This is a genomic window from Nonlabens tegetincola (assembly GCF_002954355.1).
In the GTDB taxonomy this organism is placed as follows: Bacteria; Bacteroidota; Bacteroidia; order Flavobacteriales; family Flavobacteriaceae; genus Nonlabens; species Nonlabens tegetincola.
Genome location: NZ_MQVV01000017.1, coordinates 38454 through 57770, shown reverse-complemented (window position 1 = coordinate 57770; position 19317 = coordinate 38454). Strand labels below are relative to the sequence as shown.

The 19317-nt window shown below is 36.3% G+C and carries 13 protein-coding genes; 12 read left to right on the top strand and 1 reads right to left on the bottom strand.

Annotation, left to right across the window (positions count from 1 at the left end; translation table 11 throughout):
• Positions 1-4: 4 nt before the first annotated feature.
• Complete coding sequence (gene miaB / locus BST93_RS11815; protein ID WP_105019327.1) at positions 5-1471, bottom strand: tRNA (N6-isopentenyl adenosine(37)-C2)-methylthiotransferase MiaB; 1467 nt, start codon at positions 1469-1471, stop codon at positions 5-7.
• 323 nt (positions 1472-1794) lie between these two features.
• Here miaB and topA point away from each other — a divergent pair, with 323 nt between their 5' ends.
• The 12 genes from topA (at position 1795) to BST93_RS11755 (ending at position 19302) form a co-directional block, all read left to right on the top strand.
• Positions 1795-4293 carry a type I DNA topoisomerase gene (gene topA / locus BST93_RS11810; protein ID WP_105019326.1) on the top strand — a complete coding sequence of 833 codons (2499 nt, stop codon included), beginning with the start codon at positions 1795-1797 and terminating at the stop codon, positions 4291-4293.
• Between the two features lie 2 nt (positions 4294-4295).
• Positions 4296-5456, top strand: a complete 1161-nt coding sequence (locus tag BST93_RS11805) for a formimidoylglutamase (protein ID WP_105019325.1) — start codon at positions 4296-4298, stop codon at positions 5454-5456.
• A 112-nt stretch (positions 5457-5568) separates the two neighbouring features.
• Complete coding sequence (gene porK / locus BST93_RS11800) at positions 5569-6939, top strand: T9SS ring complex lipoprotein PorK/GldK (RefSeq protein ID WP_042277979.1); 1371 nt, start codon at positions 5569-5571, stop codon at positions 6937-6939.
• 56 nt (positions 6940-6995) lie between these two features.
• Positions 6996-7661: a type IX secretion system motor protein PorL/GldL gene (gene porL, locus BST93_RS11795; RefSeq protein ID WP_060524512.1), complete on the top strand. Its 666-nt coding sequence runs from the start codon at positions 6996-6998 to the stop codon at positions 7659-7661.
• 42 nt (positions 7662-7703) lie between these two features.
• Positions 7704-9251 carry a type IX secretion system motor protein PorM/GldM gene (porM, locus tag BST93_RS11790; protein WP_105019324.1) on the top strand — a complete coding sequence of 516 codons (1548 nt, stop codon included), beginning with the start codon at positions 7704-7706 and terminating at the stop codon, positions 9249-9251.
• A 21-nt stretch (positions 9252-9272) separates the two neighbouring features.
• Positions 9273-10202, top strand: a complete 930-nt coding sequence (porN, locus tag BST93_RS11785) for a type IX secretion system ring subunit PorN/GldN (protein WP_042277985.1) — start codon at positions 9273-9275, stop codon at positions 10200-10202.
• A gap of 79 nt (positions 10203-10281) precedes the next feature.
• Complete coding sequence (locus BST93_RS11780; protein ID WP_105019323.1) at positions 10282-11313, top strand: NAD(P)/FAD-dependent oxidoreductase; 1032 nt, start codon at positions 10282-10284, stop codon at positions 11311-11313.
• 101 nt (positions 11314-11414) lie between these two features.
• Positions 11415-13367 carry an ABC-F family ATP-binding cassette domain-containing protein gene (locus BST93_RS11775; protein ID WP_105019322.1) on the top strand — a complete coding sequence of 651 codons (1953 nt, stop codon included), beginning with the start codon at positions 11415-11417 and terminating at the stop codon, positions 13365-13367.
• 73 nt (positions 13368-13440) lie between these two features.
• Positions 13441-14550, top strand: a complete 1110-nt coding sequence (locus BST93_RS11770) for an efflux RND transporter periplasmic adaptor subunit (RefSeq protein WP_105019321.1) — start codon at positions 13441-13443, stop codon at positions 14548-14550.
• A gap of 6 nt (positions 14551-14556) precedes the next feature.
• Complete coding sequence (locus tag BST93_RS11765) at positions 14557-17772, top strand: efflux RND transporter permease subunit (protein WP_105019320.1); 3216 nt, start codon at positions 14557-14559, stop codon at positions 17770-17772.
• Positions 17762-19126, top strand: coding sequence for a TolC family protein (locus BST93_RS11760; protein WP_105019319.1), 1365 nt, complete (start codon positions 17762-17764; stop codon positions 19124-19126). The genes BST93_RS11765 and BST93_RS11760 overlap by 11 nt, the downstream gene beginning before the upstream one ends.
• The gene (locus BST93_RS11755) at positions 19123-19302 is read left to right on the top strand and encodes a zinc ribbon domain-containing protein (protein WP_105019318.1); all 180 of its coding nucleotides are present in this window, start codon (positions 19123-19125) and stop codon (positions 19300-19302) included. The genes BST93_RS11760 and BST93_RS11755 overlap by 4 nt, the downstream gene beginning before the upstream one ends.
• Positions 19303-19317 lie beyond the last annotated feature (15 nt).

Here is a 19317-nt window from a genome sequence, read left to right as displayed (position 1 = left end):
ACTATTATTTAATCGTGATTGGGCCTGTCATATCACTATATCCAACAGCTTCACCTATTAGAGTTGCGCTAGTGCAGTCTGTTATTTTGACCATTACAAAATCGCCAACCTTAAAATTACCTTTTGGAAAAACGGTCATGTAATTTTGAGAGTTGCGTCCTGCCCAATGTTGATCAGATCGTTTAGACTCTTTTTCAATAAGTACCTCTACAGTCTTTCCTACAAAGTATTGAGCTCTTTCTAGACCGGTACGACGTTGTACATCGATTATCTCTGATAAACGTCTTTTCTTTACTTCTTCAGGAACATCATCTTCCATTTTTCTTGCAGCCATAGTACCAGGTCTCTCACTATAAGCAAACATGAAACCATAGTCATACTTTACATATTCCATAAGACTTAAAGTGTCTTGATGATCTGCTTCGGTCTCAGTTGGGAATCCAGCGATCATATCTTGAGAAATTGCGCAATCCTCAATAATGTCATGAATACGATCAATCAAATCCATGTATTCTTGACGGGTATGCAGTCGATTCATTTCTTTTAATATACGATCACTTCCTGACTGTACAGGTAAGTGTATATAATTACAAATATTACGATGTGCTGCCATAGCATGGAGAACATCATCACTAATATCTTGTGGATTGCTTGTAGAAAAGCGTACTCTTAAATTAGGTTGAGCCTTAGCAACTATATGCAGAAGCTTGGCAAAATCTACTGCAGTAGCCTGTGCCATTGGGCTCGCCTTTTTAAAATCTTTCTTAAGACCACCGCCATACCACAAATACGAATCAACGTTTTGTCCTAGAAGAGTTACTTCCTTAAAACCTTTGTTTACCAAATCTTGAATTTCTTCTAAGATAGATTGAGGATCACGACTACGTTCACGTCCTCTTGTAAAAGGAACCACACAAAACGTACACATGTTATCGCAACCTCTAGTTATGGATACAAATGCAGTGACACCATTACTATGTAATCTTACAGGTGCAACATCACCATAGGTTTCTTCTTTAGATAAAATTACATTAACAGCATCACGACCTTCATCGATTTCTGCTACAAGATTTGGAAGGTCTTTGTAGGCATCTGGTCCTACAACCATGTCTACAATTTTCTCTTCTTCAAGAAATTTAGATTTAAGCCTTTCTGCCATACAGCCTAGAACCCCAACTTTCATGTTTGGATTGTCGCGCTCTTTTACTCGATTAAATTTCTCTAATCTTTTACGAACTGTTTGTTCCGCTTTCTCACGAATGGAGCATGTGTTAACTAGAACTAGGTCTGCTTCTTCAAGAGTATTAGTAGTGTTAAAACCTTCTTTAGCCAAGATTGATGCAACAATCTCACTATCTGAAAAATTCATTTGACAACCGTAGCTCTCTATGTACAACTTACGGCCGTTCTCTTTTTTATCATTTAATTGAACAGTAGTTCCTTGCTTTTCTTCTTCAATTACTTTTTCCATCGTCTCCTTAGTATTTCACCTTTTTTTAGGTGGTGCAAAGATAGTTTGTTTTTTTGGTTTAATGACAATCTGTCACCTTAACATTCTAACAGATATTTATGCTCTTTCTGAGGAAAAAGTTCAAAAGTTGGTTTGCCTATTAATAACCTAAAAAGAATAATACGAAAAGGGAGAATTATCTATGATTATTTGGTTTAAAAGAATATTTAAAGGTAAAACGCTGATCAACAGCTTTTTATAATCATAAAAAATATTGGTTTAACAATTATTTAGACTCTCTAATTATTTTAACTATAACTTTGCATTTCAAATTTCAAAACTTAATGGCAAAAAATCTTGTAATAGTAGAGTCGCCTGCCAAGGCAAAAACTATTGAAAAATTTCTAGGAAAAGATTTCAAAGTAGCATCTAGTTTTGGTCACATTGCTGACCTTCCTGCCAAGGAATTAGGTGTTAATGTCGATAAAGATTTTACACCTAAATATATTGTTTCTAGTGATAAAAAAGATCTGGTTAAAAAGCTTAAAAAATTAGCTGCCGATTGCGAAATTGTTTGGTTAGCGAGTGATGAAGATCGAGAAGGAGAAGCTATTGCATGGCACCTTGCTGAACAACTAGATCTCAAAAAGGAAAAAACAAAACGTATTGTATTTAATGCGATCACTAAAAGCGCTGTTCAAAAGGCAATTGATAATCCTAGAACGATAGATTATGATCTTGTAAATGCTCAACAGGCTAGACGAGTGCTAGACCGTATAGTAGGATATGAGATTTCTCCTATATTATGGAGAAAGGTCAAAGGTGGTGCAAGTGCTGGTCGTGTGCAAAGTGTGGCAGTTCGATTAATAGTAGAACGCGAGGATGAAATCTTGAAGTTTAATTCAACAAACTTCTTTAGGGTTGATGCGGAATTCCTTTCAAAAGAAGGTAAGCTAGTCAAAGCAAAATTACCAAGTTCACTTGATTCTACTAAGGAAGCAGAGGAGTTTTTAGAATCCAATAAAGGAGCTACTTTTAAGGTTTCAAATCTAACCAAAAAGCCAGCTAGTAAATCTCCAGCGCCACCATTTACTACATCAACATTACAGCAAGAGGCTTCAAGGAAATTATACTTCAATGTAAGTCGTACCATGCAACTTGCACAACGATTGTATGAAGCTGGATTGATTACTTATATGAGAACCGACTCGGTTAACTTAAGTAATGAAGCAAAAAACGGTGCCAAGGAGGAAATAAATAAGGCATACGGAGATAAATACCATAAAGAGCGTAATTATAAAGGAAAGTCTAAAGGAGCTCAAGAGGCTCACGAGGCTATAAGGCCAACTGACTTTGCTGTCCATAGTGCAGGAGCCGATAGAGATCAAATCAGATTATACGAGCTCATATGGAAAAGAGCTATAGCCAGCCAGATGAGTGATGCTAAACTTGAAAGAACCAACGTTTCTATAAGTGCTAGTACTCACGATAAAGAATTCACTGCAAATGGTGAAATCGTAAAATTCGAAGGTTTTTTAAAAGTATACCTAGAAGGAACTGATGATGAAGACCTAGAACAAGAAGGACTGTTACCAGATTTAACCGTTGGAGATGTTTTAGATTCAAAATCTATAACTGCTACCGAGCGTTTCTCACGACCACCATACCGTTATACGGAAGCTTCATTGGTTAAAAAACTAGAAGAATTAGGTATTGGTAGACCTTCTACATACGCACCTACAATTACGACCATTCAAAATCGTAAGTATATTGAAAAAGGTCAAGATACAGGAGAAGAAAGATCTTACAAACAATTCACTTTGGTTGATGAAGAAGTTCAGATTCAAGAATTAACTGAAAAAACAGGATCAAATAAAGGTAAAATGATTCCTACGGATGTAGGAAGAGTTGTGAATGACTTCTTAGTAGAGCATTTTGGTGATATCTTAGATTATAATTTTACAGCCAAAGTAGAAGAGTCTTTCGATAACATCGCCGAAGGAAAAGAAGAATGGACTGATATGATGCAGTCTTTCTATAAAGACTTTCATCCTAAAGTTAAGGACGTAGCAGAAAATGCCGAACGAGAAGTAGGTGAACGTATCCTAGGAACACATCCTGAAAGCGGTAAACCTATAAGTGTTCGATTAGGAAGGTTTGGAGCTATGGCTCAAATAGGTACTGTAGAGGATGAAGAGAAGCCTCAGTTTGCTAGCTTACTGCCTTCTCAAAATCTATCGACGATTACTTTAGAAGAAGCTTTAGAGCTTTTTAAACTTCCTAGAACTTTGGGTGAATACAATGGGCATCCTGTTGAAGTTAATCAAGGACGATATGGTCCTTATGTTAAATTCAACGGTAAAACATTTGTTTCCTTGGAGAAAACAGATGATCCAATGAGTATATCACTAGATCGTGCTATGGAGCTTATAGAAGAAAAAGAAAAGGCCGATGCTCCAATTTATGAATATGACGGCCAACCGGTTACTAAAGGAGTTGGTAGATTTGGGCCATTTATAAAATGGAGTGGTATGTTTATTTCAGTAAACAAAAAGTACGACTTTGATAACCTGTCTAATTCAGATATTGAAACTTTAATTAAAGATAAAATTCAAAAGGAAAAAGACAAGCTGATAGTTGATTGGGAAGAAGAAGGTATAAGAATTGAAAAGGCTCGATGGGGTAGGCATAATATCATTAAAGGTAAGACTAAGGTGGAACTAGCAAAAACTATCGATCCGTTAAGTATTACTCTAGAAAAAGCTCAAGAATTAATTGCAAAAAAAGCTCCTAAAAAGAAAACAACTAAGAAAAAAACCACTCGTAAGAGTACTAAAAAATAAACATGTCTCTGGATTTTTTAAACCCAGTTCATGAGCTTGCGGTGGCTCATGCAATGTTGCAACCACCAGCCACTTTAGGACAAACAATACAAATTCATACAGAGCAAGATGGTATGCCAGACTTGCAAAATGTGGATTTGGTGATCATCGGTCTGTTAGAAAACCGTAAGGATAATAATGCCTTGATTCAAGTTAAAACCTTGGATCATATTAGAAGAAAGCTGTACGAATTGTATCCAGGAAACTGGACATCAACCATAGCCGATTTAGGAGATGTTTTTCCTGGTGAAACTGTTGAAGATACCTATTTCGTGGTAAGACAGCTTACCGAATTTTTTCTCTTAAGAAAAATTATACCTATATACATTGGTGGTAGTCAAGATCTTATGTATCCTATGTATCGAGCATTTGATGAGCATTATACAATGATTAATGCGTTGAATGTTGATTGTAGGTTTGACTTAGGCGATATCAATGCGCCCATTACCTCACGCAATTACGTTGGTAAAATGGTGACGGAACAGCCCTATAATTTATTCAATTATACCAACCTTGGTTTTCAAACCTATTTCAATTCGCAAGACGAAATTGAGTTGTTGCAACGCATGTATTTTGAAGCAGATCGATTAGGTGCGTTGGATCAGGATATCACCTTGGCAGAGCCTCATATGAGAGATGCAGACTTGGTAGGTATCGATTTACAATCGGTTCGTAGTGGTGATCTCGCTTTCGCGAAAGCGAACCCTAATGGATTTAATGGTAAGCAAATTTGCAGTCTTTCCAGGTACGCTGGAATTAGTGATAGGTTAAAAGTATTTGGTGTTTTTGAGACTGTTCTGGAGGCAATAGATACACCTGCGCAGTTGGTAGCAGAGATAGTTTGGTATTTTATCGAAGGTTACAATTATCGCAGCGGTGAGTATCCATTGAATATCGATGATAATGTATTAAAGTATCAGGTACCTGTTGAGGACGAGATACTTATATTTTACAAGAGTAGTAATACTGGGCGCTGGTGGATAGAAATACCTTTTATTCAAGGAGTCAATAATAAATTAAAACAACATACGTTATTACCTTGTTCTTATCAAGATTATCAAGAAGCTTGCAATCAACATCTTCCTGATAAATGGTTAAGAGCTAGGAAGAAAAACGAATTTTAGCAACATTTTATCGATAGTTTCTTTAAATTAATCATAAAAAAAAGTTGTGGAATTATAAATAAAATAATAGGTTTACGGCCTTAAATCTCATAAAGATAACTTAAGATACCTTATGAAAAAGTTTTTTGTCCTTATAGCAGTGGCAGTTTTTGTAGCTAGTTGTGGAAAAGGAGACCGCGGAATGGTAGTAGGTGCCAAAGGAAAGAAATGGCATCCTGAAAAGCCTTATGGTATGACGCTTATACCAGGTGGTGCGTTTATAATGGGTAAAAGTGATGATGATATCGCTGCTACTAGAAATGCGCCGGCTAAAACTGTTACAGTACCATCTTTCTACATGGATGAAACTGAGATTACAAACGCAGAATACCGTCAGTTTACAAACTGGGTACGTGACTCTATTTTTAGAACAAATCTAGCTATTATGGCAGATGAAAATGGTGCTACTCCTGGTGATGATGGAATAGGGGAATTTGCCTTTCTTGATGGTGAAGAAGGAGAGCTTACTCCTTGGGAGCAATACCTTCAAGATAACTACGTAGGTCTTGGCCCAACTGGATATGAAGGAAGAAAATTAAATCGTGATGTTGATCTTATTTGGGATACAGAGGAGATTCCAGATGAATTTTATGCTGAGGTTTATGACAATTTCCTAATCCCTTACGAGGAAGCTTATAACGGAGAACGTACTATCGATACGGACAAATTACAGTTTATGTACACAGAGTACGATGTAGAAGCAGTTGCTCGTAATCGTGACAAATCTAAATCTAGAAAAGACTTTATAACTCAAGAGCCAGTTCCTGTATATCCAGACACTACAGTATGGATTAGAGATTTTAACTACAGTTACAATGAGCCAATGCACAATGATTACTATTATCATGAAGCTTATAGTAATTATCCTGTAGTAGGTGTAAACTGGAAACAAGCTAAGGCGTTCTGTCAATGGAGAACACTTTATCACAATGGGTATAGAAAGCAACGTAACCTGGAAAGAGTATTTGAGTACCGTTTACCAAGTGAGGCAGAATGGGAATATGCTGCTCGTGGTGGATTGGAAGGAGCTACTTATCCATGGGGTGGTCCTTATGCAAAAAATGATAGAGGTTGTTTCCTTGCTAACTTCAAGCCATTAAGAGGTGATTACGCAGCAGATCAAGCGGTTTATACGGTAGAGGCAGATGCTTATGAACCAAATGATTACAACTTATACAATATGTCAGGTAATGTATCAGAATGGGTGAATTCTTCATATGAGCCAGGAGCTTATGAATTTATGAGTTCATTATCGCCTGTAGTAAATGATAAAGAAAATAAACGTAAAGGTGTTAGAGGTGGATCTTGGAAGGATGTATCATACTTCTTACAAGTAGGAACTCGTGACTACGAATACCAGGATAGTGCAAGAAGTTTTATTGGTTTCCGTACGGTACAAACGTATCAAGGTACTGATATTACTCTTAATGCAGCTACTAACTAATACCCCTTAATTAATTAAATCTTAACTTAACAACTTAACTAAACACTTATTTAAAAATGGCACAGTCTAAAACAACTAAGAAATTATTTAACATGGCTTACGGTATCGGAGCCTCAATTGTAATTATCGGTGCATTATTCAAAATTCTTCACTGGGAAATTCCATTAGGTGGTGGAGCTAAAATTGGTGGTGGTACCTTACTTGCTATTGGTCTGATTACTGAAGCTTTAATTTTCTTTATATCTGCTTTTGAACCTGTAGAAGATGATCTTGATTGGTCACTTGTTTATCCAGAATTAGCTGGTGGTCAAGCAGTTGGTGGGAAAAAGAAAAAAGTAGAAGAGCCTAAAGATGCACAAGGTCTTTTATCAAAAAAATTAGATGAAATGCTTAAGGAGGCTAAACTTGATTCTGAACTTATGTCTAGTTTAGGAGATAGCATCCGTAGCTTTAAAGGTGCAGCAGAAGGTATTAAGCCAACTACTGAGGCTATGACTTCTACTAAAAAGTATTCTGAGGAAATGGCTCTTGCAGCTGCTCAAATGGAATCTTTAAACAGTCTTTACAAAGTACAAGTAGAGAGCGGTGCTAAACAAGCTGAAGCTAATCAAGCAATCGCTGAAAACGCTACTAAACTTCAGGAGCAAATGGCTGGACTAGCTAATAACTTATCTTCATTGAACAGTGTGTATGGTAACATGCTTGGAGCAATGAAAGCATAATTAGTTCGCTTAATTAATTTAACAACAACTAATTAAAAAGTTATGGCAGGAGGAAAACAGTCCCCAAGACAGAAGATGATTAACCTGATGTATCTGGTTTTCATCGCGATGCTTGCTCTTAATATGAGTAAGGAAGTTCTTAATGCATTTGGTCTATTAAATGCAAACATAGAAGAAAGCAATGTTGCTGCGACAGCAAAAAATAGTAATGCTATGGATGGTCTAGCACAATTAGCTAGTGACCAGCCTGAAAAATATGCTCCACTTAAAGCAAAGGCAGATAAAGTAGATCAATTATCTACTGAATACTATCAATATCTTCAAAATATTAAAGAAGAAATGGAAGGTTCGGTTGAGGATGCTACGGATTATCAGGTTATGGATAAGGCAGACTTTCTTGATCAGAAGTTCTTTGTAGGTGATAAATTACGCCCTGAAGGAGAAGAATTTTTATCTAGAATGACAGAATATCGTGACAACATGAAACAAGTTGTTGCAGATAATGCAGAGTTAAAAAGTGAATTAGATAATAAATTCACACCTAAAGCTGAAACTAATCGTGATGGTAAAGAAGTTGAATACATGGACTATCACTATAAAGGTTTTCCATTAATTGCTTCAATTGCTAAGATTACATTATTGCAAAGTCAGGTTAAGAATATTGAATCTGAAGTTTTAAGTAAATTAACAACTGGCGCTCTTAAGGAAGAAGTGAGTATGAATAAGTATACCACTCTTATGGAGACTCCTAAAGCTGCTTACTATAATGGAGAGACTTTTGATGGTCAAATTGTTTTAGGAAGAAAGGATGCTACGTTAAAGCCTAAAAGAGTTGAGCTGAAATTAGATGGTAGAACGTTATCTGAAAATCAATACGCCATTGAGGATGGTCGTGTTGTACTAAAAGTTGGTGCAGGTTCGGTTGGTGATCACAAAATCACAGGTCAGTTGATATTTGAACAAGATGGTGAGGACTTACCTGTTGATGTTGAACAATCTTTTGCTACTATTGCTAAGCCTAATTCGGCAACTATATCTGCTGATAAAATGAATGTAGTATATCGTGGTGTAGATAACCCAATGACCATTACTTTTGCAGGAGTTCAAAGTGGTAATGTTAATGCATCTGCTCCTGGTTTAAGAAAGCAAAGTGGTTCTAGTTATATCATGAGTCCTGGTGCTGGTAAAGAAGTTAAGATTAATGTTACTGGTAAATTATCTACTGGTGAAACAGTTTCTGATTCTAAAACTTTCCGTATCAAAAACTTACCAAGACCTACAGGTATGGTAGCAGGTGAATACGACGATGTTAAAAAAGGACGTCAACAGCTTGCTATATCTGATGTTGACGCTAAGTTCTTAAACTTTGACTTTGAATTAAAGCCTAGAGTTACAAGTTTTATATTTAAAGTACCTGGCCAGCCTGCTATACCAGTAAGTGGTAATAGATTAAATGGTGCTGCAAAAAGTGCTTTAAATAGAGCTCGTAAGGGTGATATCGTTCAATTTGCTAAAATTAAAGCTGCTATTCCTGGAGTTAAGGTAAACCTTCCAGGTGTATCAAGTGTAGCTGTTGAACTTACAAACTAATAAATTAATAGTATCTCAATAATGAAGAAGATAATCGTTTTAATAGCTGCTGTAGCCTTTACAGGAACTGCTGTTGCTCAAAACAATATTCTCAATGCCAAAAGTCCAGAGGAATTTGGGAAATTGACGGAAGAACAGGTTGAAAATAATAACGATACACCGTTACCTTATGGATATGTGGAACAACGTGATGTTTTATGGCAAAGAACTGTATGGGAAACCATAGATCTTGATGAGCGTATTAATTTTCCTCTTTATTATCCTGTAGACACTATTAGAGTAGGTAAAGACCGTCGTTCTTTATTCCATGTATTAACTGATGCTGCTATAAAAGGAGATCTACCTTTATATGCTGATTCTTATTTCAATGAGAAGAGAGAATATGCTGATATAGAAAACTCATTGAGCAGTCAAACAATTTCTGAAGCTGGTATCAACATCCTTAATGATGAAGGTATTATTCTTGAAGAAGGAGTAAGACCTCTAGATGTAGATACTACTTACAACATCCCTGGTTTTGATCAGTATGTCAACGTAGTAACTGTTGGTGCAGACAATGTTAAAGAATACAGAATACGTGGTGTATGGTATTTCGATGCTCGTCAATCTGAATTACGTTATCGTTTAATAGGTATATGTCCTGTTACTCCAGATGCTAACTTTATGGACTCTGATGAAGGTGTTGAATTATTCTGGGTTTACTATCCAGATGCTCGTCAACTACTTCACGAGGCTAAAGCATTTAATACGCTTAACAGTGCGCGTCCTATTTCATTTGATCATATTTTAAATTCACGCAGATTTAATGCGTTAATCTATAAAATGGACAATGTTCAAGGTGATCGTGAAATCGAACGTTACATTGCAGATAACTCTTTAATGCAGTTATTGGAATCTAGAAGATTAAACGAAATCATTAGAAATTTCGAATTAGATATGTGGAATTACTAAAACCACATAGTTAAATTTATAAAACCTCGCTGTAAAGCGAGGTTTTTTTTTGACGTAAATTTGTTCTTCATCTCTTTATATGAAAGACACTTTAATCATTGGTGGTGGAATCTCAGGTTGTACTCTTGCCTGGCAATGGTACTTTAATAATAAATCATTCACCTTAGTCACCGATCAAAAAAAAGGATCTAGTGCAGTTGCAGCTGGCGTGTATAATCCAACTATTTTAAAAAGGTTTACTAGTGTATGGAAAGCTCAGGAACAGCTTGAGTATATGTTGCCTTTTTACCAAAAAATAGAAAAGGAATTAGACTGTAAATTACTTCATCCCTATAAAATCTTAAGAAGATTACATGACAATAATGAACAGAAAACTTGGGTTGCAAAATCTGAAAAACCCGAATTAAAACCTTTTATGAAAGGTTCTATTTCTTCTTTAAAAATTGATGGAATTAATGCACCTTTTGGTTTTGGAGAGGTTACTCAAACGGGTTGGTTAGACACACTAACCTTCATGTCAAAATCCTATGAATTCTTTAAAAATTTAGATAGTTTTTATACAGGTAATGACAACGGTCTTTCTTTTGATAATCAATCTGTGATTTTTAATACAGAAGTCTTTGATCATGTAATTTATGCAGAAGGTTATGCCATAAAGGATAATGCAAAATTTAATTATTTGCCCTTGCAAGGTAATAAAGGAGAAATTATGCTTATAAAAGCACCTGATTTAAAGCTTAATGCTATTATCAAGGCAGGTGTTTTTATTATGCCTTATAAGGACGATATGTTTTGGGTAGGAGCCACGTACAATAGGCATGACCTGTCTGATAATATTTCACACGCAGGCGCGCAATTTCTTTCCTCTCGTTTGGAAAAAATTCTCACGGTACCTTATGAGATTGTCGAATATAAATGGGGCATTAGACCAACAACGGTTGATAGAAGACCTTTTTTAGGAGCGCATCCTAATCTTAAAAATCATTATGTGTTTAATGGAATGGGTAGTAGGGCAGTGTTGATTGCTCCTTGGGCTAGTGAACAGCTCCATGATTGTATTTTTAAAAACTCATCCTTACATTCAGAAATGGATATTCAAAGATTTAGGTAAATAATTGTTTATTTTCCATTTAAATAAATATGTAGCTTTTAACTGCCAAAGTTTTAAGGTTTACTAGTAGTTACGCATCTTTGCATCCATAGAATACTTTCATGTTAAACATTCATAATTTACACGTTTCATTTGGTGGTGAGACACTTTTTCAAGAGATCACCTTTCGTTTAAATGCTGGTCAACGAGTTGGACTTATTGGTAAAAATGGTGCTGGTAAATCTACCTTACTCAAAGTAGTTGCTGGTGACCTAGAGTACGATGAAGGTCAGGTAGCTATGGAAAAAGGTACCAGTATAGGTTTCTTAAGACAGGATATTGATTTCGTACAGGGAAGAACAGTTCTTGAAGAGGCTTATACCGCTTTCGCGAAAGCGATACAAATAGAAGCTCAGTTAGAAAACATCAATGAGCAACTTGCCACACGCACCGATTATGAAAGTGAAGGTTACAATCAACTCATGATCGATTTGAGTGATTTAACTCATGAGTATGAAATTATTGGCGGATATCATTATAAGGGAGAAACTGAAAAGATTTTAAAAGGATTAGGTTTTCAACCAGAACAATTTAATAAACTAACTGATGAACTTTCAGGTGGCTGGCGCATGCGTATTGAGCTGGCAAAATTATTATTAGAAAATCATGATATCCTGCTTCTGGATGAACCTACTAACCACCTGGATATTGAATCTATACTTTGGTTAGAGCAATTTTTGCAAAATTATCCAGGAGCTGTAATGATTGTAAGTCACGACAAGATGTTTTTGGACAATGTTACCAACCGTACTATAGAAATCAGTCTAGGTCGTATTTATGATTATCCAAAGCCTTATACTAAATTTCTGGAACTACGAGCCGAAATTAGAGAACAACAAGAGGCTACATTCAAAAACCAACAAAAAGAAATTGAACGTACTGAAAAGCTGATAGAAAAATTTAGGGCCAAAGCAAGCAAAGCGACCATGGCACAGTCACTTATAAAAAAGTTGGACCGCATGGATGTGGTCGAGATTGAGCAAGAGGATAATGCAGCTATGAATATCCGTTTTGCGGCATCAGTACAACCTGGTAAAGTAGTTCTGGAGCTAGAAGATGTTTCAAAAAACTATGGTGCCAAAACGGTATTGAGGAATGTAAACTTACTGCTTGAAAGAGGTAAACGAGTAGCGTTTGTAGGGCAAAACGGAATGGGAAAATCTACACTCGCAAAAATTATTGTAGGTGATATTAATGATGCTCAAGGGAATGTGAATTTAGGACACAACGTTCAATTGGGTTATTTTGCGCAAAATCAGGCAGAATATCTAGACGGTGAAAAAACCATTTTAGATACCATGCTAGATGCTGCAGACGATACTAATCGTGTCAAAGTAAGAGACATGTTAGGAAGTTTCCTTTTTAGAGGAGATGAAGTGGAAAAAAAGGTCAAGGTATTAAGTGGTGGAGAACGCAATAGGCTGGCACTTTGTAAATTATTGCTACAGCCATTTAACGTTCTGATTATGGATGAGCCTACAAACCACCTAGATATACAGTCAAAAAATGTATTGAAAAAAGCCCTACTTAACTACGATGGTACATTAATAGTCGTTTCTCACGATAGAGAATTTTTACAAGGGCTTACTGAATTGGTGTATGAGTTTAGAGATCACAAACTACAGGTGCATTTAGGCGATATTGATTATTATTTAGAGCAACGCAAGGCTATGGATATGCGAGAGATTGAAAAAGTCTCAAAGGATAGTAAGAACGATAAAGAGGTAAGTGGTGCGCTTTCGCGAAAGCAAGAAGAATCACAACCTGAAAAAAAATTAAGTTACGAGGATCAAAAAAAACTGAAATCGCTCAACAATCGTTTATCAAAAGCAGAATCAAACATAAACCGATTAGAAAAGGAGATTAAAGAGATTGATCTAGAATTACAAGTGAATTATGATCAAACCGTTGCCGACCCTAAATTTTTTGATTCCTACCAAGCTCTTAAAACAGAATTAAAAGACTGGAATCAAAAATGGGAATCCCTATACGAGGAAATTGAATCCTTTTCCTAGTCTTTAAGTTTTCCTTAACCGCAGCAGTTTGATATTATTGTAGTTTTGGCACTACTTTAATATTTGTATATACATGCGAACTGCTTTACGTATTGTTCTAGGCTTGCTTATTATTCTTGGTGCAGCCTATGGTGCTTATTCTATTTTTAATAGCAAAAAGAAACCAAAACCTAAGATCAAGAAAGAGGTTAAGATTGTTCAAGTTGATACAGTAAAAAATACTACTGTACCTATTATTATTCCTGCACAAGGTAACTTACAAGCAAAGGATAGAATTGAATTATATGCCGAAGTTTCTGGTGTGTTTAAACCTGTAAACAAGCTCTTTAGAACAGGACAGGAGTATAAAGCTGGAGAGACTATTATCCTTATAGATAATACCGAATTTTACGCGCAGGTTCAAAGCTTGCGTAGTAGTTTGAATAATCAAATTACCGCGCTCATGCCAGATTTACGTCTTGATTATCCCGAGTCGTTCCAGCAGTGGCAGGATTATCTTAATAACTGGAACATTAATGCAGCCACAGCAGCATTACCAGAGCCAAAATCGGATAAGGAAAAATATTACATAACTGGTCGTAATATTTATACAACCTATTACAATATTAAAAATTTAGAGCAACGATTAGGTAAATACCGCATAAGAGCTCCTTTTACAGGAACTTTGACCGAGGCTAATGTTACCGAAGGTACACTAGTGCGCAATGGTCAACTATTAGGTGAATTTATTAAATCGGGAACCTATGAACTACCGGTAGCGGTAAGTAGTGAATTTGCTGACTTGCTAAAAGTTGGGGAAAAGGTAGTTCTTGAAAATGTTACCAGGACTAAAACCTATACAGGTACTATTACTAGAATAAATGCTAAAATCGATCAAGCTAGTCAAACTATTGACGCTATAATTGAAGTAAGTGATGCAGATTTAAAAGAAGGAATGTTTGTTCAAGCTCAATTAGAAGCCGAGAAAATTGATCAAGCAATTGAAATTAGTAGGTCTCTATTACAAAATGATAAGGCGTTGTTTACAGTTCAAGATAGTGTGCTTAAACTTATGGAAGTGAATCCAGTCTATTTTAGTGATAAAACAGCGGTAATAAAGGACGTTCCTGATAATACTGTTATCATTTCAAAATCTTTACCTGGTGCTTATGAAGGCATGCTTGTAAAACCAGAAGAGGAGTAAGGAGACATGAAAAAAATAATCAGTTATTTTATAGAACATCACATCGCAGTTAATGTGATGATCTTTGCATTTTTAGTGTTTGGTATCATAGGTGCTTTATCTCTTAATTCTTCCTTTTTTCCACTAGTAGACTCAAAAATTATTACCATTAATGTGGTCTACCCAGGAGCTTCACCTCAAGAAATAGAAGAAGGAGTAGTTTTAAAAATTGAAGATAATTTAAAAGGGATTGAAGGTGTAGATAGGGTTACTAGTGCATCACGAGAGAATGCAGGAACTATTACAGTAGAAATAATAAAAGGTTACGATATCGACTTTATGCTGCTCGAGGTTAAAAATGCAGTAGATAGGGTCCCATCATTTCCCACAGGAATGGAGCCGCTAGTGGTAGCCAAACAAGAAAATGCTCGACCTACTATATCTTTTGCTGTAAGCGGTAAGAATATACCTTTAAAAACGCTTAAAACAATAGCTCGTGATATTGAAAATGATCTTAGAGGAATAGACGGTATTTCTCAAGTTAATATTGCAGGTTATCCAGCCGAGGAAATTGAAATTGCTGTTAATGAAAATACTCTGTTGGCTTATAATTTAAGCTTTCAAGAGGTTGCAGATGCTGTTGCTAGTAGTAATTTACTGGTTACCGGTGGAAATATTAAAACCGATGTTGAGGAGTATCTAATTAGGGCAAACAGCCGTAACTATTACGGGACTGAGCTTAACTTTATTCCTGTACGTACAAATATTGATGGTACTACTTTAAGATTAAGCGATGTAGCTACTGTGCGAGACCGTTTCTCTGAAACACCAAATGCATCCTACTTTAATAATGAACTTGCAGTAAATGTAACCATTACCAGTACTAATTCTGAAGATTTAATTGATAGTGCCGATAAGGTTAAGGAGTACATTGAAGGATTCAATCAACGTTCTTCAAATGTACAGTTAAACGTAGTGAGTGATCAATCAATTACCTTAAATCAAAGAACAGCATTACTGGCAGAAAATGCTGTCGTAGGGATGATTTTAGTCTTGATATTTCTATCGGTTTTTTTAAATGTAAGATTGGCTTTTTGGGTAGCTTTTGGACTACCAGTAGCTTTTTTAGGAATGTTCATGTTTGCTGGGCAGTTTGATGTCACCATCAATGTGCTTTCCTTGTTTGGGATGATAATCGTGATAGGTATATTGGTGGACGATGGAATTGTGATTGCCGAAAATATCTATCAGCATTACGAGAATGGTAAAAGTGCCATAAAAGCTGCTGTTGATGGAACACTAGAAGTGATTCCACCTATTTTGAGTGCGATTACAACAACAATACTAGCCTTTTCTTCCTTTTTATTTTTAGATAGTAGAATAGGTGAGTTTTTCAGTGAGGTTTCCGTTATTGTTATGTTGACATTACTGGTGTCTCTAGTTGAGGCATTGATCATTTTACCAGCTCACCTGGCACATTCCAAAGCGCTGGCAGAAAAACCTAAGGATCCTAAAAGTAAATTAGGACAATTCTTCAAAAAAATGAGAGGAATTAACGACTACGGCGATAGGTCCATGGCGTGGATGCGAGATAAACTTTACGCGCCTGCTTTACGATTTACCCTACGCAATAAGTTTTTGACTTTTAGTTTTTTCTTAGCGGCTATTTTACTCACTTTAGGAAGTATAGGTGGTGGAGTTATTGGAGTGACTTTATTTCCTAGAATTGCCAGCGACAGAGTAAGTGTAGAACTGGAAATGCCTAATGGAACAGCCACTGCAATTACAGATTCTATTATTTCACATATAGAACAAAAAGCGCAAATTGTAAATCAAGAATTAACCGAGGAATACCTAACCGATGATGTTTATGGTGATAGCATTATGTTATTTGAAAACATTATTAAAACACAAACCTCATCTTCTTCTGCTGGATTAACGATAAACCTACTGCCAGGTGAAACTAGACCAGAATCTCTCAACTCAAATATTGTTTCTAACCGATTAAGGGAACTAGTAGGAGATGTTCCAGGTGCTGAAAGACTGGTCTTTGGGTCAGGTGGTAACTTTGGTGGTAGTCCTGTTTCAGTTTCTTTATTGAGTAATGATATTCAGGAATTGAAATCTGCGACTGAGGAATTGAAGGAAATTTTAATAAGCAATCCGTTGCTCAAGGATGTTACAGATAACGATCCTGCTGGAATAAAAGAAATACGACTTAACTTAAAACAAAATGCTTATGCGCTAGGTCTTAATACACGAAGTATTATGACTCAGGTAAGAGCTGCTTTTTTCGGTCGCGAGGCGCAACGATTCCAACGAGGTCAAGACGAGATTAAAGTATGGGTGCGCTACGATCGTGAAAACCGAAGCAGTATTACTGACCTAGATGAATTGAGAATAGTAACGCCAGCTGGAGATCGTGTGCCTCTTAGAGACATTGCAGAATACACAATTGAACGTGGCGATGTTGTCATTAATCACCTTGACGGTCGTAGGGAAATCCAAGTTTCTGCCGATTTAAAGGATCCTAATCAAAGCGCCACAGATATCCTAACAGACATTCAAGAAAACATTATTCCAGAATTACAGACCAAGTACCCGACCATATCACCTAACTATTTAAATGGACAGGCACGCGAGGCACAGAAGATTAGTTCCAGTGCTGGCGCTGTAATGCCTATAATTTTATTATTAATTTATATAGTAATCGCATTTACCTTTAGAAGTTGGACACAACCTATCATGCTATTATTACTTATTCCTTTTAGTCTAGTGGCAGTAGGTTGGGGACACTGGATTCATGGTTTTCCTGTGAATATTTTATCGATGCTAGGTATTATCGCATTAATAGGTATTATGGTAAACGACGGTCTTGTGCTCATCGGTAAGTTCAATAATTACATTAAGGAAGGACTAGATTTTGATGATGCCCTTTATGAGGCTGGAAAATCACGTTTTAGAGCCATATTTTTAACCTCTATAACTACCATTGCTGGTCTAGCACCCTTACTGTTAGAAACTAGCCGACAGGCGCAATTTCTTAAACCTATGGCGATTTCAATATCTTACGGGATAGGTTTGGCCACGATTTTAACCTTATTGTTGTTACCGTTATTTTTAAGTTTCGGAAATCGTAGTAAGCTCGCTATGCGCTGGCTTATAAAAGGTGAATCCTTAGCTCCTAAGGAAGTGACACCGGTAAAAAAAGAACAAGATAGCACAGTGGATTATGAAGAATAAAAGTAGGTTCATTTTAATAGCTTTTTGTTTTTACGCTTTCGCGAAAGCGTACTCACAACAGTCACCAGCAAGCTTGTTAACCAAGCAAGAGGCAATCGCACAAATGCTAGAAAATAATTACGGAGTTAGAATTGCTGAAAATCAAAAACTCATTGCTGAAAATAATAAAGGGATTCTGAATTCTGGATACCTGCCTACCGTTAATGGAACAGCAGGCGCCAATTATGAACAAACGGATACCGAAGTAGACTTTGGCGGTGCCTTAAATCAAGATGGATCGGTAAGGGATAATGTAAACATTCAGGATGCTGAAACGAGACGCTACAATGCTGCTATCAATGTCAATTACACATTGTTTGATGGTTTAGGTAGGTTGTATAACTACAAGCGTTTAAAAGAATTATATAACTTATCTGAATTACAAGCTAGACAAACCATAGAAACAAATGCCTTGCAATTGATGTCTGTCTATCTAGAGGTAGCACGTATTAGAGAAAACGTACAAGTTCTAGAACAGGCACTGGATATATCCTTAAAGCGAGAGCAAAGAGCGCAGTACCAGTTTGATTATGGACAAGTAAACAAACTTGAGGTTCTTAATGCTAGAGTAGATATTAATACCGACAGCATTAACTTGCTAAATGCTCAACAACAATTACGTAATGCAAAACGAGATTTAAACTTGATCATGCAACGTGATATAGAAACGTCGTTTGCAGTAGATACAACCGTGACATTACTCAATGAGCTCGAGATCGTATCGTTTATTGAAAAGGCTAGTGAGAACAACGTACGTTTATTACAAGCCGATCGCAACGTGACTGTAAGTGAATACGATATTAAAACAGCAAGGTCGCTTATGTTACCTCGAATAGGTCTAACAGGTTCTTACGGTTGGAATCAAACTGACAACCCAGCTAGTGCATTTTTCCCTAGCACTACCAATTTAAGTACTTCATTGCAGTTGGGTGCAAATCTTACATGGGATATTTTTGACGGTGGTACATCAATCACTAATTATCGAAATGCGCAAATTCGATTCAAGAATGAAGAATTGCTTAAAAAACAAATAGGCGACGAAGTAAAGAGAGATATCGCAAATGCTCGTGGTAATTACAACAACGCTTTACGAATTTATCAAATGCAGGAGCAAAACTTGATTACTAATCAAAACAACTTTACCAGAACTGAAGAGCGTTATAAATTAGGTCAAGTATCGTCGGTGGAGTTTAGACAGGCTCAGGTAAACTTGTTAAACGCTCAAACAACAAAAAACCTTGCTAAATACGATGCAAAACTTGCCGAGTTACAATTACTTCAACTCACAGGACAATTATTAAATGTAGAGTTATGATAGAGCATTTTTTTATGTGTCCGCATTGTTGGCAAGAAATTTCGATGTTACTAGATCCAGCCTATTCACAAAATTATGTGGAAGACTGTGAAGTGTGCTGCAATCCTATAGAGATTAAGGTGGTGTTTGAAAATGGTAGTTTAGAAAGCTTTAACGCTAAAGAATTAGGTCAATGATTAACTTGTAATAAA